Source organism: Agromyces mediolanus, assembly GCF_044917495.1.
Taxonomy (GTDB): Bacteria; Actinomycetota; Actinomycetes; order Actinomycetales; family Microbacteriaceae; genus Agromyces; species Agromyces mediolanus_B.
Map to the genome: position 1 here is coordinate 1 of NZ_JAVSSI010000020.1, position 15,256 is coordinate 15,256.

The window sequence follows — 15,256 nt, forward strand, 5'->3', positions numbered from 1 at the left end:
GCGGGGCGGGCGCGCGGGGGTTGGGGCGTTTTTTAAGGGGCGGGGGCGGGGTTTTTTTTTTCGTGTGGCCGCACACCAACACACCCCCCCCCAAGAAAACCCCCCCCCCCCCCCCCCCCCCCGCGGGGAGCCCCCCCCCCGGGCCCCCCCCGCGCCCCCCCCCCCCCCCACCGCCCCCCCCCTCCGGCCGGGCGGCGGGGTCTGCCGCCCGAGCGTGGGACGTGTCGAGGCTCAGGATGCCGCCCCGAACGCCTTCGCGAGCTGCTCGTAGACCCCGGTGTAGGTCTGGATGTCCTCGCGGAGGTAGAACGCCGGGTCGACGTAGACGATCTGGCCGCTCTTCACGGCGGTGACGTTGGCGAGCGCCTCCGAGCCCTCGATGAGCTGCTTCGCGGGCACGTAGCCCTCGGCGTCGGTCATGGCGCCCTCGCGGTCGATCACGACGATCCAGTCGGGGTTCGCGGCGGCGATCGCCTCGACGCTGATGTCGTCGCCGTGCGAGGTGTCGTCGGCGGCCTGCTCGATGCCGGGCTTCAGGTCCAGGGCGGGGTAGAGCATGCCGAGGCCGCGGCCGGTGACCGGGGCGATGTAGGAGATCTCGCCGCCCGAGGTCATCAGCCCGACGACGGTCGAGGTGCCGTCGTAGGCGGCCTTGGCGTCGGCGACGGACTGCTCGAAGTCGGCGACGATCTTCGCCGCCTCGTCCTCGCGGTCGAAGATCTGGCCGAGGATCTCGACCTGGCGCACGAGCTCGGCGGCCGGGTCCTCGCCCTCGCGCGGCGCGATCTCGATGACGGCGGCGTCGGGGTTCTGGCTCACGATCTGGTCGTAGGACTCGGCGAAGCGGTAGCCGCCGATGACGAGGTCGGGCTGCGCGGCGACGATCGACTCGAGGTTCGGCTCGAAGTGGGCGCCCACGTCGAGCACGGCCTCGTCGCCCGTGTACTCGGGCCAGATGTCGGTGCCCATGACGCCCTTGGGGGCGGCGGCGAGGGGGATGTCCCAGGCGGAGAGGGTCTCGAAGACGTGGTTGTCGAGGGCGACGACGCGCTTCGGGTTCACGGGGACCTCGACCTCGCCGTGGTTGTCCTCGATGGTGACCGAGGTGGCGGCGGCGGTGCTCGGCTCGGCCTCGGCCGTGCCGCTCGCGCAGCCGGCGAGGAGGAGGCTCGCCGCGGCGAGCGCCCCGGCGGCGGCGATGATCGACTGGCGTCTGGGCATGCTGAAGTCCCCGTTCGTAGGAGTGTGCAGTGGGATGCCGACCCCTCGTCGCGTCGACTAAGGTGAGGCTAACCTTAATCGAAAGCGAATTTCAAACCCCGGCGTGCACCGTGCAGGGGACCGTCGTGCACCCCTCGCAGACCACCGATTGCACCCGGCACGAGGCATCCGGGCAGTTCGCGGTGCGACTCGTCGCGACCCCGCAGCCGACGCACCGGCCGATCACCTCGGCGTGGTCGCTGAAATCCACCGAGCCCCGGCCGTCGAAGACGTAGAGCGAGCCCTGCCACAGGCCGTCGTCGCCGAAGCGCTCGCCGTAGCGGACGATGCCCCCCTCGAGCTGGTACACCTCGCCGAAGCCGCGGCTCGCCATGAGCCCGGAGAGCACCTCGCAGCGGATGCCGCCCGTGCAGTAGGTCACGACCGGGCGGTCCTTCAGATGGTCGAAGTCGCCGCGGTCGAGCAGCCGGACGAAGTCGCGGGTGGTCTCGGCATCCGGGACGACCGCGCCGCGGAACCGGCCGATCTCCGCCTCGAGCGCATTCCGCCCGTCGAAGAAGACCACCTCCTCGCCGCGCTCCGCCACGAGCTCGTGCAGCGCCTCCGGGTCGAGCCGGGCGCCGCCGCCGACCACGCCGTCCGCATCGACGACGAGCTCACCCGGTGCGCCGAACGACACGATCTCCTCGCGCACCCGCACGCTCAGCTTCGGGAAGTCCCGGCTGCCGCCCGCCTCGTCGAGCCCGCTGCCCTCGCTCCACTTGAAGTCGATGTGGCGGAACGGCGCGTACTCCCGCGTCTTCCGCACGTAGCGCTTGAGCGCGCCGAGCTCGCCGCCGAGGGTGCCGTTCAGCCCGTCCTTCGAGATGAGGAGGCGCCCGCGGAGCCCGAGCGACTCGGCGAGGTCGCGCTGCCAGAGGCGGATCGCCTCGGGGTCGGCGATGGGGGTGAAGACGTAATACAGCAGGATCTTGGCGACGGCCACCCCGAAATCCTACGTGGGCCGCCGCATAGGCTGGAGCGGAACCCGGATGCCGGTGCCCCGCGGAACGGACGGCGGCCCGGCGCACGACGGAAGGACGACGATGTTCGATTTCGACCCGTACGAGCAGCTGCAGAAGCTGCGGCCGATGGGCTCCTTCGCCCTCACGAGCGCCGACCTCGAGCCGGGGCAGCCGCTCGCCGAGGCGCAGCGCGGAGCCGGCCGCGGGGGCGGCGACGTGTCCCCGCAGCTCAACTGGTCGGGCTTCCCCGCCGAGACGAAGAGCTTCGCGGTGACCTGCTTCGACGCCGACGCGCCGACCGGGTCCGGCTGGTGGCACTGGGCGGTCGCGAACATCCCCGCCTCGGTGACGAGCCTCGCTGCCGGGGCCGGCGCCCCCGACGCGCTCGCCACGGGCGCGCTGCCCGCGGGCGCGCTCGTGCTGCAGAACGAGAACCGCGAGCCCCGCTATCGCGGCTCGGGCCCGCCCGCCGGCAGCGGCGTGCACCGCTACTACTTCGCCGTGCACGCCCTCGACGTGCCGCACCTCGACCTCGACCCGGCCGTCGCGACGCCCGCCGTGCTCGGCTTCAACTGCTTCTTCCACGGGCTGGCCCGGGGCATCCTGATCGGCACCGACGTCAACCCCGCCGACGCGGCCTGAGGCGCGCGGCAGCGCGGTCGTACCGCCGCGCGAAGTCGCACGAACCGCCCTTCCCGCGCCGTCCGGGCCTCCGTTCGCGCGACTCCACGACGCGGAGTCGCACGAACCGTCGACTCCGGCCCGGCACCGGGACCGTTCGTGCGACTTCGCGCGGCGGTCCGACGGCACGGCCGGCTAGTGCTTGCTGCCGCTCAGGGCGAGCACGCCGCCGAGCCCGATCATCATCACGCCGCCCGTGGCCGCGAGGTGCTCCGCGCGCTTCGGCGAGCGGGCGAACCAGTCGCGCGCCGAGCCCGCCGCGAGCGCCCACACGGAGTCGCAGGCGAGCGCGAGCACGACGAACACGACGCCGAGGGTCGCGAGCTGCAGCGGGATCGCGCCCGCGCCGAAGTCGACGAACTGCGGCAGCACCGCGACGAAGAACGCGATCGTCTTCGGGTTCGTGACGCCGACGAGGAAGCCCTCGCCGAGCAGCCGCCACGGCGAACGGCGCGCCACCCGGCCGGCGATCGCGGCCGAGGCATCCTTCCGGTGCCGGATCGCCTGCACGCCCAGGTAGGCGAGGTAGAGGGCGCCGACGATCTTCACGACCGTGAACAGCACCACCGACTGCGCCACCACGACGCCGACGCCGAGCGCGACCGCCGCGACGAGCGGGATCATGCCGAGCGCGTTGCCGACGACGCTCAGCAGGCCGCCGACGCGGCCGAGCGCGAGCGATCGGCCGATGACGAACAGCACGCTCGGGCCGGGCACGACGATGAGCACGACCGAGGCGGCGACGAACGCCCAGAGGTTCGAGGCGGGGACCATGCGAGGATGCTACTCCGCTAGCGTGGCGGTGTGAGCCCCCACATCTCCGCGACGGTCGCCGACGGCGTCGGCCACGTCACGCTCGACCGGCCCGAGGCCATCAACGCCCTCTCCTTCGAGATGGTGCGCGAGCTCGCCGGCGTGCTCGAGGCCTGGCGGCGCGACACGGAGGTCGGCCTCGTCGTGCTCGACGGCGCGGGCGAGCGCGGCTTCTGCGCCGGCGGCGACATCCGCGAGCTCTACGGCTACGCGACGAGCGACGGGCACGAGGAGGCGCGCGCCTTCTTCCGCACGGAGTACCGGCTGGATGCCGCGATCGCCCGCTACCCGAAGCCCGTCGTCGCGATCATGGACGGCATCACGATGGGCGGCGGCATCGGCCTCGCCGGGCACGCCGCGATCCGCATCGTCACCGAGCGCTCCCGGGTCGCGATGCCCGAGACCCGCATCGGCTTCACCCCCGACGTCGGCGGCAGTTGGCTGCTCGCGAAGGCGCCCGGCGAGCTCGGCGTGCACCTCGGCCTGAACGCCAGGACGATGGATGCCTCCGACGCCCTCTACGCCGGCTTCGCCGACGCCTACGTGCCCTCGGAGCGGCTGCCGCACCTCGTGCAGGCCCTCGCCGAGCGCGCCGACCCGGGCAGCCCCGCCGAGATCGTCATGCTCTTCGACGAGACCCCCGGCCCCTCGAAGCTCGCGCTCGCGCGCGACTGGATCGACGCCTGCTACTCCGCGGAGACGGTCGCCGAGATCGTGCGGCGCCTGCGCGAGCACGGCCACGAGGATGCCGAGTCCGCCGCCGACGAGCTCGAGACCCTGTCGCCGACGGCGCTCGCCGTGACGCTCGCCTCGATCCGCCGGGCGCGCACGCTGCCCGCGCTCGAGGACGCGCTGGAGCAGGAGTTCCGCGCGGTCAGCTGGTTCCTCGACCAGCCCGACCTGCACGAGGGCATCCGCGCCCGCGTCATCGACAAGGACCGTTCGCCCCGCTGGAACCCGCCCGAGATCCGCGACGTGCCGCTCGACCTGCCCGGCCGCGTGCTGGTGACCCCCGCCCCCGGCGGCGGCGTGTTCATCTGATCGCGGGCGGGCGGGCGGGCGGGCGGGCGCCGCGCCGCTGCGAGTTGCACGACGATCTCGGGGGCGCGCCGGTCGGCGCCGGCGCGCCGTGCGGTTCGGCGTGCAACTCGCAAATGCACGCGTGGAACGGCGGGGCCGGGGTCGGGGTCGGGGGAGGGAAGGTCGGCGGCGGTCAGCCGCGGGCGGCGCGCGCCTCGGCGAGGCAGGCCTCGAGCGCGACCCAGGAGAGCATCGCGCACTTCACCCGCATGACGTACTTCGAGACGCCATGGAACGCGATCGCGTCCTCGAGCAGTTCCTCGTCGGGCTCGCCCGCGCCCTGCGAGCGCAGCATCGCGCGGAAGGCGTCGATGCGCTCGCCCGCCTCCGCGAGGGTGCGGCCGGCCATGAGGTCGACGAGCGCCGACGCCGAGGCCATCGAGATGCTGCAGCCGTCGCCCTGCCAGGCGAGCTCCTCGATGCGCTCGCCCGACTCGTCGAGGCGGATGCGCATGGTGAGCTCGTCGCCGCACGTCGGGTTGTACTCGTGGTGCTCCGCGGCCGCGTGCTCGAGCGGCCCGTCGCCGTGCCTGGCCTTCGAGTGGTCGAGGATGATCTGCTGGTAGAGCCCTTCGAGCCCGCTCACGCCACGACCTCCGCCTGCTCGCCGGCGCCGGCGACGCCGAAGAAGCGGCGCACCCCGCCGAGGGCGTCGATGAAGCGGTCGACCTCGTCCTCCGTCGTGTAGACGTGGGCGCTCGCCCGGGTCGTCGCGGTGACGCCGAGCGCGCGGTGCAGCGGCTGCGCGCAGTGGTGGCCGACGCGGACGACGACGCCCGCCTCGTCGAGGTACTGGCCCACGTCGTGGGCGTGCACGCCGTCGACGACGACCGAGACGAGTCCGGCGCGCTCCTCGCCGGGCGGCGGGCCGATGAGTCGCACGCCGGGCAGCGCGGCGACGGCCTCGACCATGCGGGCCGCGAGCGCGGACTCGTGCCGGGCGACCTCGGCCATGCCGAGCTCGTCGAGGTAGCGCGCGGCCTCGGCGAGGGCGACGGCCTGGGACACCGGCTGCGTGCCGGCCTCGAAGCGGTGCGGTGCGGGCAGGAACTCGGCGTGCTCGAGCGTCACCCGGGTGATCGTGGACCCGCCGGTGCGGGCGGGCGGCAGCGCGTCGAGCAGTTCGGCGCGGCCGTACAGGCCGCCGATGCCGTTCGGCCCGAGCATCTTGTGCCCGGAGAACGCGGCGAAGTCGACGCCCGAGGCGGCGAGGTCGCTCGGCCGGTGCGGCACCGACTGGCAGGCGTCGAGCACGACGAGCGCCTCGGGGGAGCGTTCGCGCACGAGGGCGACGAGTTCGGCGACCGGGGCCAGGAATCCGGTGACGTTCGAGACCTCGGCGAAGGCGACCACCCGGGTTCGCGGCGACAGCGCGGCCGCGAGCTCCGCCGGGCCCCAGAGGCCGCGCTCGTCGACCCGGACGGGCCGCAGGGCGGCCCCCGTGCGGGCGGCGAGGCGCTGCCAGGGGATGAGGTTCGCGTGGTGCTCGGCCTCGATCACGACGAGCTCGTCGCCCGGACCGAGGGCGAATCGGGATGCCTCGGCGCCGCCGAGCCCGGCCGAGGCATCCGCCATGCCGAGCGCGACGATGTTCAGCGCGTCGGTGGCGTTCTCGGCCCAGACCAGCTCGCGCTCGCCGGCGCCGATGAAGCGCGCGACGGTGGCGCGGGCGTCCTCGAAGAGGGTCGTGGAGCGGCCGACGGCGGCGCTCGCCCCGCGGTGCACCGGGGCGAGGTGGTGCTCGAGGTAGTCGCGTTCGGCGTCGAGCACGCGGGCGGGGCGTTGCGAGGTCGCCGCGGAATCGAGGTAGGCGGGCGCGTGCTCGCCCCCGTCGCGGAACACGGGGAACTCGAGGCGGAGGTCGGCGATGCGCCGGGCGCCGATGGTGTCGCTGCTCATCCCTTCCATCGTCCCATGCGGCGGGTGGGTGAGGGCCGGATGCATGTATACATTCCGTGCAGAAATCGCGAACGATACCGTGTGATAGCGTCGGAATGTATACATCAAGCGGGGAGGTGCGGATGCGAGCCAGTGAGCGCGCGTACCGGCAGCTGCGCGAGGCCATCCTCGACGGCGACCTCGCCCCCGGCGCCCCGCTCGGCGAGGTCGAGCAGGCCGCCCGCCTCGGCGTCTCCCGAACCCCGGTCCGCGAGGCCTTCGCCCGGCTCGAGGCCGATGGGCTCGCGACCGCCGCCTCGCCGCGCGTGCTCGTCGTCGCCGAGCTCAGCGCCGACAGCATCGCCGCGCTCTACGAGCTGCGGGAGGCCCTCGAGGAGCGCGCGGCGCGACTCGCGGCCGAACGGCGCGACCCCGCGCCGTTCCTCGCCGTGCGCCGGCGCATCGTCGCCGCCACCGAGCGGCTCGACGGCGGCGACGGCCTCGCCGAGTACTACGCGGCGATCGCCGAGCTCGACGACGCCGTCGACCGCGCCGCCGGCAACCCGCTGCTCACCGCGGCGCTCCGCGGCGCCCGCCTGCACTCCGCGCGCGTGCGCCGACTCGCCCGGCACCACCCCGAACGGCTCCGCCGTGCGGCCGAGGAGCACCTCCTCATCGTCGACGCGATCATCGACGGCGACGCCTCACTCGCGGCGCACGCCACCCACGTCCACCTGCACCTGAGCCTTCGTCACGCCCTCGCCTCCATCGGCGGGCGGAGCGTAGCCTGACACCGACCGCACCACCGAAGGGACCCCCGATGCAGACGCACCACCTGCGCACGCACCGCAGCGACGAGCACCTGCCCCGCGAGGGCCAGCTCGCCTGGCAGCTCGCCGAGCTCGCCGCCGACCCCGTCGAGCTCGACGCCGACGTCGTCGACATGGTGGTGAACCGCGTCATCGACAACGCGGCGGTCGCCGCGGCATCCCTCACCCGACGCCCCGTGATCTCGGCGCGCAGCCAGGCCTTCGCCCACCCGGTCTCGATCGGCGGCGAGGGCGCGACCGTCTTCGGCGCCGACCCGGCCCGCCGCACGAGCCCAGAGTGGGCCGCCTGGGCGAACGGCGTCGCCGTGCGCGAGCTCGACTACCACGACACCTTCCTGGCCGCGGAGTACTCGCACCCCGGCGACAACATCCCCCCGATCGTCGCCGTCGCCCAGCACCTCGCCGCCGCCCGCGGGCTCACGGGGCGCGACGTCGTGCGCGGCATCGCGACCGGCTACGAGATCCAGATCGACCTCGCGAAGGCGATCAGCCTGCACAAGCACAAGATCGACCACGTCGCCCACCTCGGCCCGAGCGCGGCGGCCGGCATCGGCACGCTGCTCGGCCTCGACCGGGAGACCATCTTCCAGTCGATCGGCCAGGCGCTGCACACCACCACCGCGACCCGCCAGTCGCGCAAGGGCGAGATCTCCAGCTGGAAGGCGCACGCCCCCGCCTTCGCCGGGAAGATGGCCGTCGAGGCGGTCGACCGGGCCATGCGCGGCGAGACGAGCCCCGTGCCGATCTACGAGGGCGAGGACGGCGTCATCGCGTGGCTCCTCGACGGCCCCGACGCCGCCTACGAGGTGCCGCTGCCCGAGCGCGGCGAGGCGAAGCGCGCCATCCTCGACTCCTACACGAAGGAGCACTCGGCCGAGTACCAGGCGCAGGCGTGGATCGACCTCGCCCGCCGCCTCCACGACGCCTACCCGCTGATCCTCGACGACCCCGAGCGCATCGAGTCGATCGTGCTGCACACCTCGCACCACACGCACTACGTCATCGGCTCGGGGGCGAACGACCCCCAGAAGTACGACCCCGACGCGTCGCGCGAGACGCTCGACCACTCGATCCCGTACATCTTCGCGGTCGCCCTGCAGGACGGCGCGTGGCACCACGAGCGCTCCTACTCGCCTGAGCGGGCGCACCGCCCCGAGACGGTCGCGCTGTGGCGCAAGATCACGACGGTCGAGGATGCCGAGTGGACCCGCCGCTACCACTCGCTCGACATCGCCGAGAAGGCCTTCGGCGGCCGCGTCGTGATCACCCTCGCCGACGGCGGCGAGATCGTCGACGAGATCGCCGTCGCCGATGCCCACCCGCTCGGCGCCCGGCCCTTCGCCCGCGAGCAGTACGTGGAGAAGTTCCGCCTGCTCGCCGACGGCGTGCTCGAGCCGGCCGAGATCGAGCGCTTCCTCGACCTCGCCCAGCGCCTGCCCGAGCTCTCGCCCGACGAGCTCGTCGGCCTCACGATCACCGCGGGCCCCGGCGTGCTCGCCGGCCTCGCGATCCCGACCGGGCTGTTCTAGGAGGCCGCCGATGCTGTACGCGACGACGCCGGCGCACGAGAAGCGCGCCGCCTTCCGCGCCCGGCTCGCCACGGGCGAGCTGCTGCGCTTCCCCGGGGCGTTCAACCCGCTGTCCGCCCGGCTCATCGAGCAGCGCGGTTTCGAGGGCGTGTACATCTCCGGGGCGGTGCTCTCGGCCGACCTCGGGCTGCCCGACATCGGGCTGACGACGCTCAGCGAGGTCGCGGGCCGCGCGAAGCAGATCGCCCGGATGACCGAGCTGCCCGCCATCGTCGACGCCGACACCGGCTTCGGCGAACCGATGAACGTGGCCCGCACCGTGCAGGAGATGGAGGACGCCGGCCTCGCGGGCCTCCACATCGAGGACCAGGTGAACCCGAAGCGCTGCGGGCACCTCGACGGCAAGCAGGTCGTCGACGAGCACACGGCGCTCCAGCGCATCCGCGCCGCCGTCGACGCCCGGCGCGACCCGAACTTCCTGATCATGGCGCGCACCGACATCGCCGCCGTCGAGGGGCCGCAGGCCGCGGTCGACCGCGCAAAGGCGCTCGTGGACGCCGGCGCCGACGCGATCTTCCCCGAGGCGATGCGCTCGCTCGCCGAGTTCGAGGCGGTGCGGAAAGCGGTCGACGTGCCGCTCCTCGCGAACATGACCGAGTTCGGCAAGAGCGAGCTCTTCACCGTCGCGCAGCTGCGCGACGTCGGCATGAACCTCGTGATCTGGCCGGTCTCGCTGCTCCGGCTCGCGATGGGCGCCGCGATGCGCGGGCTCGACGAGCTCGAGGCCGCGGGCTCGCTCACGGGCAAGCTCGGCGACATGCAGCACCGCGCCGAGCTCTACGAGCTCATCGACTACGAGGGCTACAACCGCTTCGACTCCGGGGTCTTCAACTTCACCGTCGGCGACACCCCGGGGGGCCGCGCCGGCTGAACCACCGGCCGGGCGACCCGCCCGGCCGTCGACCGCGCCGCACGACGGCGACCGTTCCCAACGAAGGGCAGCACGAATGACCGAGCAGGAGATCTTCAAGGGACTGGCCGGGGTGCCGGTCGACTACACCGCCATCTCGAAGGTGAACCCGGAGACGAACTCCCTGCTGTACCGCGGTTACCCGGTGCAGGAGCTCGCCGCGCAGTGCACCTTCGAGGAGGTGGCGTACCTGCTCTGGCACGGCGAGCTGCCCGGCGACGCCGAGCTCGCCGCCTTCGAGGACTTCGAGCGCCGCCACCGCGGGCTCGACCACCAGACGAAGCGCATCATCGACGAGCTGCCGCTCGAGGCGCACCCGATGGACGTGGTGCGCACCGCCGTCAGCGTCATCGGGGCGAGCGACCCCGAGACGCCCGTCGACACCCCCGAGGCGAACCTCGACAAGGCGATGCGGCTCTTCGCCAAGCTGCCCTCGATCGTCGCCTACGACCAGCGCCGCCGCCACGGGCTCGAGTTCGTCGAGCCCCGCGACGACCTCGGCTACTCGGCGAACTTCCTCTGGCAGACCTTCGGCGAGGCGCCCGAGCTCGCGGTCGTGAACGCCTTCGACGTGTCGATGATCCTCTACGCCGAGCACTCCTTCAACGCCTCGACCTTCACGGCGCGCGTCATCGCCTCGACGCTGAGCGACCTCTACTCCGCCGTCACCGGGGCGATCGGAGCGCTGAAGGGGCCGCTGCACGGCGGCGCGAACGAGGCCGTCATGCACGCCTTCGACGAGATCGGAGCGGGCGAGGGCGGCGCCGAGCGCGCGGTCGCCTGGCTCGACGCCGCGCTCGCCGAGAAGCGCAAGATCATGGGCTTCGGCCACCGGGTGTACAAGAACGGCGACTCGCGCGTGCCGACGATGCGCGACGCGATGGAGCGGATGATCGAGCACTTCGACCGCCCCGAGCTGCTCGAGGTGTACGTCGCGCTCGAGCAGGCCATGGGGGAGCGCAAGAACATCAAGCCGAACCTCGACTACCCGGCGGGCCCGACCTACCACCTGATGGGCTTCGACACCCCGACGTTCACCCCGCTGTTCGTCGCGAGCCGGGTCGTCGGCTGGACCGCGCACGTCCGGGAGCAGCTCGCCTCGAACGCGCTGATCCGGCCGCTCTCCGTCTACAACGGGGTCGACGAGCGGCACGTACCGGCCAAGTAGGGCGCTCAGACGAGCCCGAGCACCTCCTCGCGGTGCACCGTGCGGCCGAGCGCGCCGTACTCGTGCAGGGCGCCGAACACCTCGATGCGGATCGAGGCATCCACCCCGCCCGCGCGCACCGGATCGAAGCCCGCCGCGCGGATGAGTCCGGCCACCGTGTCGCCCGCGGCGTCATCGTCCGTCGCGTAGAACAGGACGAACGCCGGATCTTGGTGGGCGGCCTCGGCGAGCGATCCCGCGGAGAGGCTGCCGAACGCCTTCACGAACGCGGCGCCGTCGGGCAGCGCGTCGGCGATCAGCCGGCCAGAGGAGGCGCTCTCGTCGATGATCTTCACGAATCCGCCGTTCCCGTCGGGGGCGATCGGATTCGAGGGGTCGACGACGATCCTGCCCACGAGCCGCGCGCGGTGCTCGTCGACGAGCTGCTGCATCACGTCGAGCCAGACCGCGAAGACGACGACGTCGGCGGCGTCGATGGCGTCGGCGACGCTCGTCGCGAACGCGAGGTCGCCGAGCTCCGTGGCGAGGGCCGCGGACTTCGCCCCGTCGGTGCCGGCGAGGATGACGCGCTCGCCGCCTCGGGTCAGGTCGCGTGCGAGTGCGGAGCCGATGCTGCCGGTTCCGATGATGGCGACGGTCATGGATTCCTCGTTCTCTGTGCGCGGCTCGGGATGCCAGAAAGGTGGCGTGCCTGGAAGCGTACGCCTGCACGAGCGCAAGCGCCAGGGTCGCACGAACGGACCATCGGAGATTCGGGATCCCAATTCCGCAGCCGGGCCGACGAGGGCGCCCGCCGCCCTCTAGGCTGCTCAGCGTGGGCGATTCACCCGAGCGGCGAGCGACGACCGGCACCGGCCGGCGGTTCCGCTGGCTCCGTGCGGCGGGCGATCGGGTGCCGACCAAGTGGTTCGCCTCGATCGGCGCGGGCGCGTTCCTCGTGGCGACCGCCGCGTTCGGCGGCATGGCGACCGCCCGGGAACCGGGCCCCGTCCCGCTCGCTGCGGGCGAGCCCTACCGCGGGGCGCAGTTCGAGCTGACCGTGGAGCGAGCCGTGCTGCTCGACGAGCTTTCGGCGGCCGGCGTGATCGTCGAGCCCGGCCAGCGCGTGCTCGGGATCGTGCTCGAGGCGGAGAACCGCTGGACCGAGCCGATCGCGTCGGCGGCGACCGGGGGACTCGCGACGGCGGTCTCGATCGAGGCGCTGCCCGGCGAGCCGCCCGCGTCGATCGCGCGATACGACGACGCCACCGTGCGGCCGTGGCTGCAACCGGGCGTCCCGGCGCGACTCGCGGTGGTCTGGGCGGTCGACGCCGACCGCTTCGCCGACGGGGAGCGGATCCGGGTGGTCGTGCACGAGCAGACGCTGACCACGGGGAGCTTCGTCACGAGCGGCACCAGCTGGGGCGACCCGGTGGCCGCGGCCACAGTCGAGCTCGTCATCGACGACGTGGATGCCGGGGCGGAGCCCGACCCGGATGCCGGTGCGGACCCTGACCCGGATGCCGGCCCGGAGGCCGGGCGATGAGCCGCCGCGCGCGGGGCGAGGCGTCCTCGCGTGGGACGGCGGCGCGGCGCCGGTGGCTGCCCGCGCTCGGCGGAGCGGCCCTCCTCGCCGCGGCGTGGGGGCTCGCGGCGGTGACGCCGGGCGATGACGCCGCGGAGCGGCCGTTCGTCGTCGAGGCGGCGCCGGGGGAGCGGGCCGAGGGCCGGAACCTCGCGATCGTCGTGACCGGGCTCGCCGCGGCCCGGACGGTCGTCGACGGGGGCTGGCGGGCGGAGGGCGACTGGCTCGTCGTCGAGCTGGAGGCGGAGGCCGTCGTCGCCGAGCAGGCGGCGTTGCTCGGCTCCGCCGTCCTCGAGTTCGACGGCCGGAGCTACCGGGCGAGCGAGCGGCCGCCGGGCTCCCTCCTGCGCACGGCGCTCGCGGTCGGCCTGCCGCGCAGCGGCGCGGTCGCCTTCGAGCTGCCGCCCGGCACGTTTGATGCCGCGGCCGCCGAGGGCGCGGCGCCCGCGAGCCTCGCCTTCGCCATCTCGGCGGACACGCGGCTCGACTCCCTCCTGGTCGTGCCGTTCGACCTGGCGCAGCTCGAGCCGAGCGGCGAGGTCGAGCTCCCGAGGATCGATTGGGCCGGATCGTGAGCGGTCCGCGCGCCGGCTGGTGGCGGCGCAACCTCGTCCCGCTCATCGCCGCGGCGGTGCTCCTCCCCGCCACGTTCCTCGTGCTCGGCTGGGGCGAGTGGTGGGACTACTTCTCGGGCCGCCCGTCGCAGCCCGTCGTGGTCCAGCCGGGCGACACGGTCGCGTTCGGCGGAGCCGAGTGGGGCCCCGCCCGGATCGAGCGGCTCGACCCGCCCGACGACGCGGATCTCCCCGACGGCGCGGTGGTCTACCGGGCCACGATCGAGGTGCGCCCGGGCGCCGATGCGATCAGCTGCCTGCCCCCGACGCTCCGGGAAGCCGGCGGGTCCGAGCGGCAGTGGAACTCCGCCGGACTCGCCGTGACGGACTGGTCCGGGGACCGTTCGGCGGACTCATGCGCGGGGAGCGGAACCGCGCCGTTCGAGATCGTCGCGCCGTTCGTCGTGCCCGCCGGCAGCGGCGAGACGTTCGACCTCGATCTCGTCGTCGCCGACGAGCTCCCGGCCTTCCCCCGCTTCCGTCTCGGGCTCTGAGCCGATCGACCCGGCGGCCGGAGCCGCGGGAGTCGCGGGAGCCGCGGTAGTCGCCGGAGCCGCAGGAGTCGCCGGAGCCGCGGGAGTCGCGGGAGCCGCCGACGTCGCGGGCGACGCCGGGGCGTCGTCGAGCCGCGCGAGCACCGTGTCGTACGCGCCCGCCACGAGCGCGATGCGGATCGGCTCCACGACGAGGGGGACGAGGATGAGCAGCGCGGTGTCGGCGACGAGCCAGAAGCTCGACAACTCGTGCGGCCCGATGAGTCTCGTGAGCGCCAGCTGGAGGAACTGCTGCAGCGCGACCACCGCCGTCGCGAGCAGCACGTAGGCGCCGATCAGCACCGGGCCCGCCCGCCACATCAGCACGAGCGCCCGCCCGATCGGCCGGAACCGCGACGCGAACTCGCCCCACACGTCGGCGAGCTGGCGCCGCACACCCGAGGGCAACGCACCCCAGCGGGTCCGCGCGCCCGCGACGAGCCGACCGCCGAGCTGCGGTGCCGCGGCCGACACGGCGCGCCCGTAGACGACGCCCGCGATCGTGAGCCAGGCGATGGGCAGCAGCACGATGCCGCCGAGCTCGCCGAGGAGCCACTCGACGCCCTCCCACAGCCAGGCGACGACGAGCAGGTGCTCCCCGATCCAGCCGCGCAGCTCGCCCAGCCAGACCATCGCCTGCCGGGACTGCACCCAGCCGTCGATCGCGCCGAGCGCCTGCGAGACGAGCAGCACCGACAGGAACACCCACACGGCCTCGAGGTAGACCGCGATCAGCGCGGTCCACCGCGGCAGGCGGGCGGCGGCCCGCTTCAGGGCCCAGCGGGCCGCGAAGGCGAGGACGATCGCGGTGATGGTCACGGCGTCGAAGCCGAGCTCGAGCACCGTGCCGCTCGTGTCGGGCGGGGTGTACGCGCCCGTCTCGCCCCGTTCGAGCGCATCGACGACGGCCTGCCAGAGCGGACCGGTCTGCACCTCCAGCGCCCGTGCGGCGTACTGCGCGGCATCCTGACGCAGGTAGCCCCAGGCGGCGTAGAACGCGAAGAACGGCAGCACCCCGCCGAGGAGCGCGCGCACGAACTCGCGGCGGCGCTCGCCGCGGGCCGACGGCCGGGGCGCGAGCGCCGAGAGGCGAGCCAGGCTGTCGCGGACGACGAGGAACATGGCGACGAAGGAACCGAGTCTCGCGAGGATCGCGAGCGGCAGGATGGCGAGGCCGCCGGCCGCGGTGAAGGCGCCGACGTAGCCCGCGAGCTCGATCAGCAGGTAGTGCGCGACGGTGCCCGCGAGGAACCAGGCGAGCAGCGCGGGCCAGTGCGAGGCGAGCGCCCGCCCCGTCGTCCGCAGCATCCCGAGCACGCCAATACGTTAGCGGGCCGCCGACCGGGCGGCATCGGCATCGGCCGCGCGGCG

At 73.7% G+C, this 15,256-nt stretch carries 15 protein-coding genes; 8 read left to right on the top strand and 7 right to left on the bottom strand.

Annotation, left to right across the window (positions count from 1 at the left end; all coding sequences use genetic code 11):
* Positions 1 to 231: 231 nt before the first annotated feature.
* Complete coding sequence (locus tag ROT00_RS17690; RefSeq protein ID WP_404776356.1) at positions 232 to 1,221, bottom strand: siderophore ABC transporter substrate-binding protein; 990 nt, start codon at positions 1,219 to 1,221, stop codon at positions 232 to 234.
* A 91-nt stretch (positions 1,222 to 1,312) separates the two neighbouring features.
* Positions 1,313 to 2,206 (bottom strand): oxygen-dependent tRNA uridine(34) hydroxylase TrhO, encoded by an 894-nt coding sequence (gene trhO, locus ROT00_RS17695; protein WP_404776357.1) that lies wholly within the window; start codon positions 2,204 to 2,206, stop codon positions 1,313 to 1,315.
* A 100-nt stretch (positions 2,207 to 2,306) separates the two neighbouring features.
* Here trhO and ROT00_RS17700 point away from each other — a divergent pair, with 100 nt between their 5' ends.
* A complete protein-coding gene (locus ROT00_RS17700; RefSeq protein WP_404776358.1) occupies positions 2,307 to 2,867 on the top strand; it encodes a YbhB/YbcL family Raf kinase inhibitor-like protein in 561 nt (186 codons plus the stop codon).
* 174 nt (positions 2,868 to 3,041) lie between these two features.
* Here the strand turns inward: ROT00_RS17700 and ROT00_RS17705 are convergent, their stop codons facing one another.
* The gene (locus ROT00_RS17705) at positions 3,042 to 3,680 is read right to left on the bottom strand and encodes a LysE family translocator (RefSeq protein ID WP_404776359.1); all 639 of its coding nucleotides are present in this window, start codon (positions 3,678 to 3,680) and stop codon (positions 3,042 to 3,044) included.
* A gap of 30 nt (positions 3,681 to 3,710) precedes the next feature.
* Here ROT00_RS17705 and ROT00_RS17710 point away from each other — a divergent pair, with 30 nt between their 5' ends.
* On the top strand, positions 3,711 to 4,760 hold the full coding sequence (locus ROT00_RS17710; RefSeq protein WP_404776360.1) for an enoyl-CoA hydratase/isomerase family protein: 1,050 nt from the start codon (positions 3,711 to 3,713) through the stop codon (positions 4,758 to 4,760).
* A gap of 172 nt (positions 4,761 to 4,932) precedes the next feature.
* On the opposite strand, the gene sufU is transcribed toward ROT00_RS17710, so the two are convergent.
* Together sufU and ROT00_RS17720 are read right to left on the bottom strand one after the other, a co-directional pair.
* Positions 4,933 to 5,385 (bottom strand): Fe-S cluster assembly sulfur transfer protein SufU, encoded by a 453-nt coding sequence (sufU, locus tag ROT00_RS17715; RefSeq protein WP_404776361.1) that lies wholly within the window; start codon positions 5,383 to 5,385, stop codon positions 4,933 to 4,935.
* On the bottom strand, positions 5,382 to 6,698 hold the full coding sequence (locus tag ROT00_RS17720) for an aminotransferase class V-fold PLP-dependent enzyme (RefSeq protein ID WP_404776362.1): 1,317 nt from the start codon (positions 6,696 to 6,698) through the stop codon (positions 5,382 to 5,384). Before ROT00_RS17720 ends, sufU begins: the two co-directional genes overlap by 4 nt.
* A 122-nt stretch (positions 6,699 to 6,820) precedes the next feature.
* On the opposite strand from ROT00_RS17720, the gene ROT00_RS17725 reads away from it, so the two are divergent.
* The 4 genes from ROT00_RS17725 to ROT00_RS17740 all read left to right on the top strand — a co-directional run bounded on the left by ROT00_RS17725 (position 6,821) and on the right by ROT00_RS17740 (position 11,174).
* On the top strand, positions 6,821 to 7,468 hold the full coding sequence (locus tag ROT00_RS17725; protein WP_404776363.1) for a GntR family transcriptional regulator: 648 nt from the start codon (positions 6,821 to 6,823) through the stop codon (positions 7,466 to 7,468).
* Between the two features lie 29 nt (positions 7,469 to 7,497).
* Positions 7,498 to 9,036 carry an MmgE/PrpD family protein gene (locus tag ROT00_RS17730; RefSeq protein WP_404776364.1) on the top strand — a complete coding sequence of 513 codons (1,539 nt, stop codon included), beginning with the start codon at positions 7,498 to 7,500 and terminating at the stop codon, positions 9,034 to 9,036.
* A gap of 10 nt (positions 9,037 to 9,046) precedes the next feature.
* Entirely contained in the window at positions 9,047 to 9,967 is a 921-nt protein-coding gene (gene prpB / locus ROT00_RS17735; protein WP_404776365.1) for a methylisocitrate lyase, read from the top strand.
* A gap of 76 nt (positions 9,968 to 10,043) precedes the next feature.
* Positions 10,044 to 11,174 (top strand): bifunctional 2-methylcitrate synthase/citrate synthase, encoded by a 1,131-nt coding sequence (locus tag ROT00_RS17740; RefSeq protein WP_404776366.1) that lies wholly within the window; start codon positions 10,044 to 10,046, stop codon positions 11,172 to 11,174.
* A gap of 5 nt (positions 11,175 to 11,179) precedes the next feature.
* Here ROT00_RS17740 and ROT00_RS17745 read toward each other — a convergent pair whose 3' ends face one another.
* The gene (locus ROT00_RS17745; protein WP_404776367.1) at positions 11,180 to 11,908 is read right to left on the bottom strand and encodes an NADPH-dependent F420 reductase; all 729 of its coding nucleotides are present in this window, start codon (positions 11,906 to 11,908) and stop codon (positions 11,180 to 11,182) included.
* 80 nt (positions 11,909 to 11,988) lie between these two features.
* Between ROT00_RS17745 and ROT00_RS17750 the strand changes: the two genes are divergently transcribed.
* Positions 11,989 to 12,699 (top strand): hypothetical protein, encoded by a 711-nt coding sequence (locus ROT00_RS17750; protein WP_404776368.1) that lies wholly within the window; start codon positions 11,989 to 11,991, stop codon positions 12,697 to 12,699.
* The gene (locus tag ROT00_RS17755) at positions 12,696 to 13,313 is read left to right on the top strand and encodes a hypothetical protein (protein ID WP_404776369.1); all 618 of its coding nucleotides are present in this window, start codon (positions 12,696 to 12,698) and stop codon (positions 13,311 to 13,313) included. The genes ROT00_RS17750 and ROT00_RS17755 overlap by 4 nt, the downstream gene beginning before the upstream one ends.
* Positions 13,314 to 13,705: 392 nt before the next feature.
* Here ROT00_RS17755 and ROT00_RS17760 read toward each other — a convergent pair whose 3' ends face one another.
* Positions 13,706 to 15,193, bottom strand: coding sequence for a hypothetical protein (locus ROT00_RS17760; protein WP_404776370.1), 1,488 nt, complete (start codon positions 15,191 to 15,193; stop codon positions 13,706 to 13,708).
* Positions 15,194 to 15,256 lie beyond the last annotated feature (63 nt).

What these genes read in the sequence shown, in the direction of transcription:
- ROT00_RS17690 (WP_404776356.1), bottom strand. Translation starts at nt 1,221, where the DNA reads ATGCCCAGACGCCAGTCGATCATCGCCGCCGCCGGGGCGCTCGCCGCG.
- ROT00_RS17700 (WP_404776358.1), top strand. Translation starts at nt 2,307, where the DNA reads ATGTTCGATTTCGACCCGTACGAGCAGCTGCAGAAGCTGCGGCCGATG.
- ROT00_RS17705 (WP_404776359.1), bottom strand. Translation starts at nt 3,680, where the DNA reads ATGGTCCCCGCCTCGAACCTCTGGGCGTTCGTCGCCGCCTCGGTCGTG.
- ROT00_RS17720 (WP_404776362.1), bottom strand. Translation starts at nt 6,698, where the DNA reads ATGAGCAGCGACACCATCGGCGCCCGGCGCATCGCCGACCTCCGCCTC.
- ROT00_RS17725 (WP_404776363.1), top strand. Translation starts at nt 6,821, where the DNA reads ATGCGAGCCAGTGAGCGCGCGTACCGGCAGCTGCGCGAGGCCATCCTC.
- ROT00_RS17730 (WP_404776364.1), top strand. Translation starts at nt 7,498, where the DNA reads ATGCAGACGCACCACCTGCGCACGCACCGCAGCGACGAGCACCTGCCC.
- prpB (WP_404776365.1), top strand. Translation starts at nt 9,047, where the DNA reads ATGCTGTACGCGACGACGCCGGCGCACGAGAAGCGCGCCGCCTTCCGC.
- ROT00_RS17740 (WP_404776366.1), top strand. Translation starts at nt 10,044, where the DNA reads ATGACCGAGCAGGAGATCTTCAAGGGACTGGCCGGGGTGCCGGTCGAC.
- ROT00_RS17755 (WP_404776369.1), top strand. Translation starts at nt 12,696, where the DNA reads ATGAGCCGCCGCGCGCGGGGCGAGGCGTCCTCGCGTGGGACGGCGGCG.
- ROT00_RS17760 (WP_404776370.1), bottom strand. Translation starts at nt 15,193, where the DNA reads ATGCTGCGGACGACGGGGCGGGCGCTCGCCTCGCACTGGCCCGCGCTG.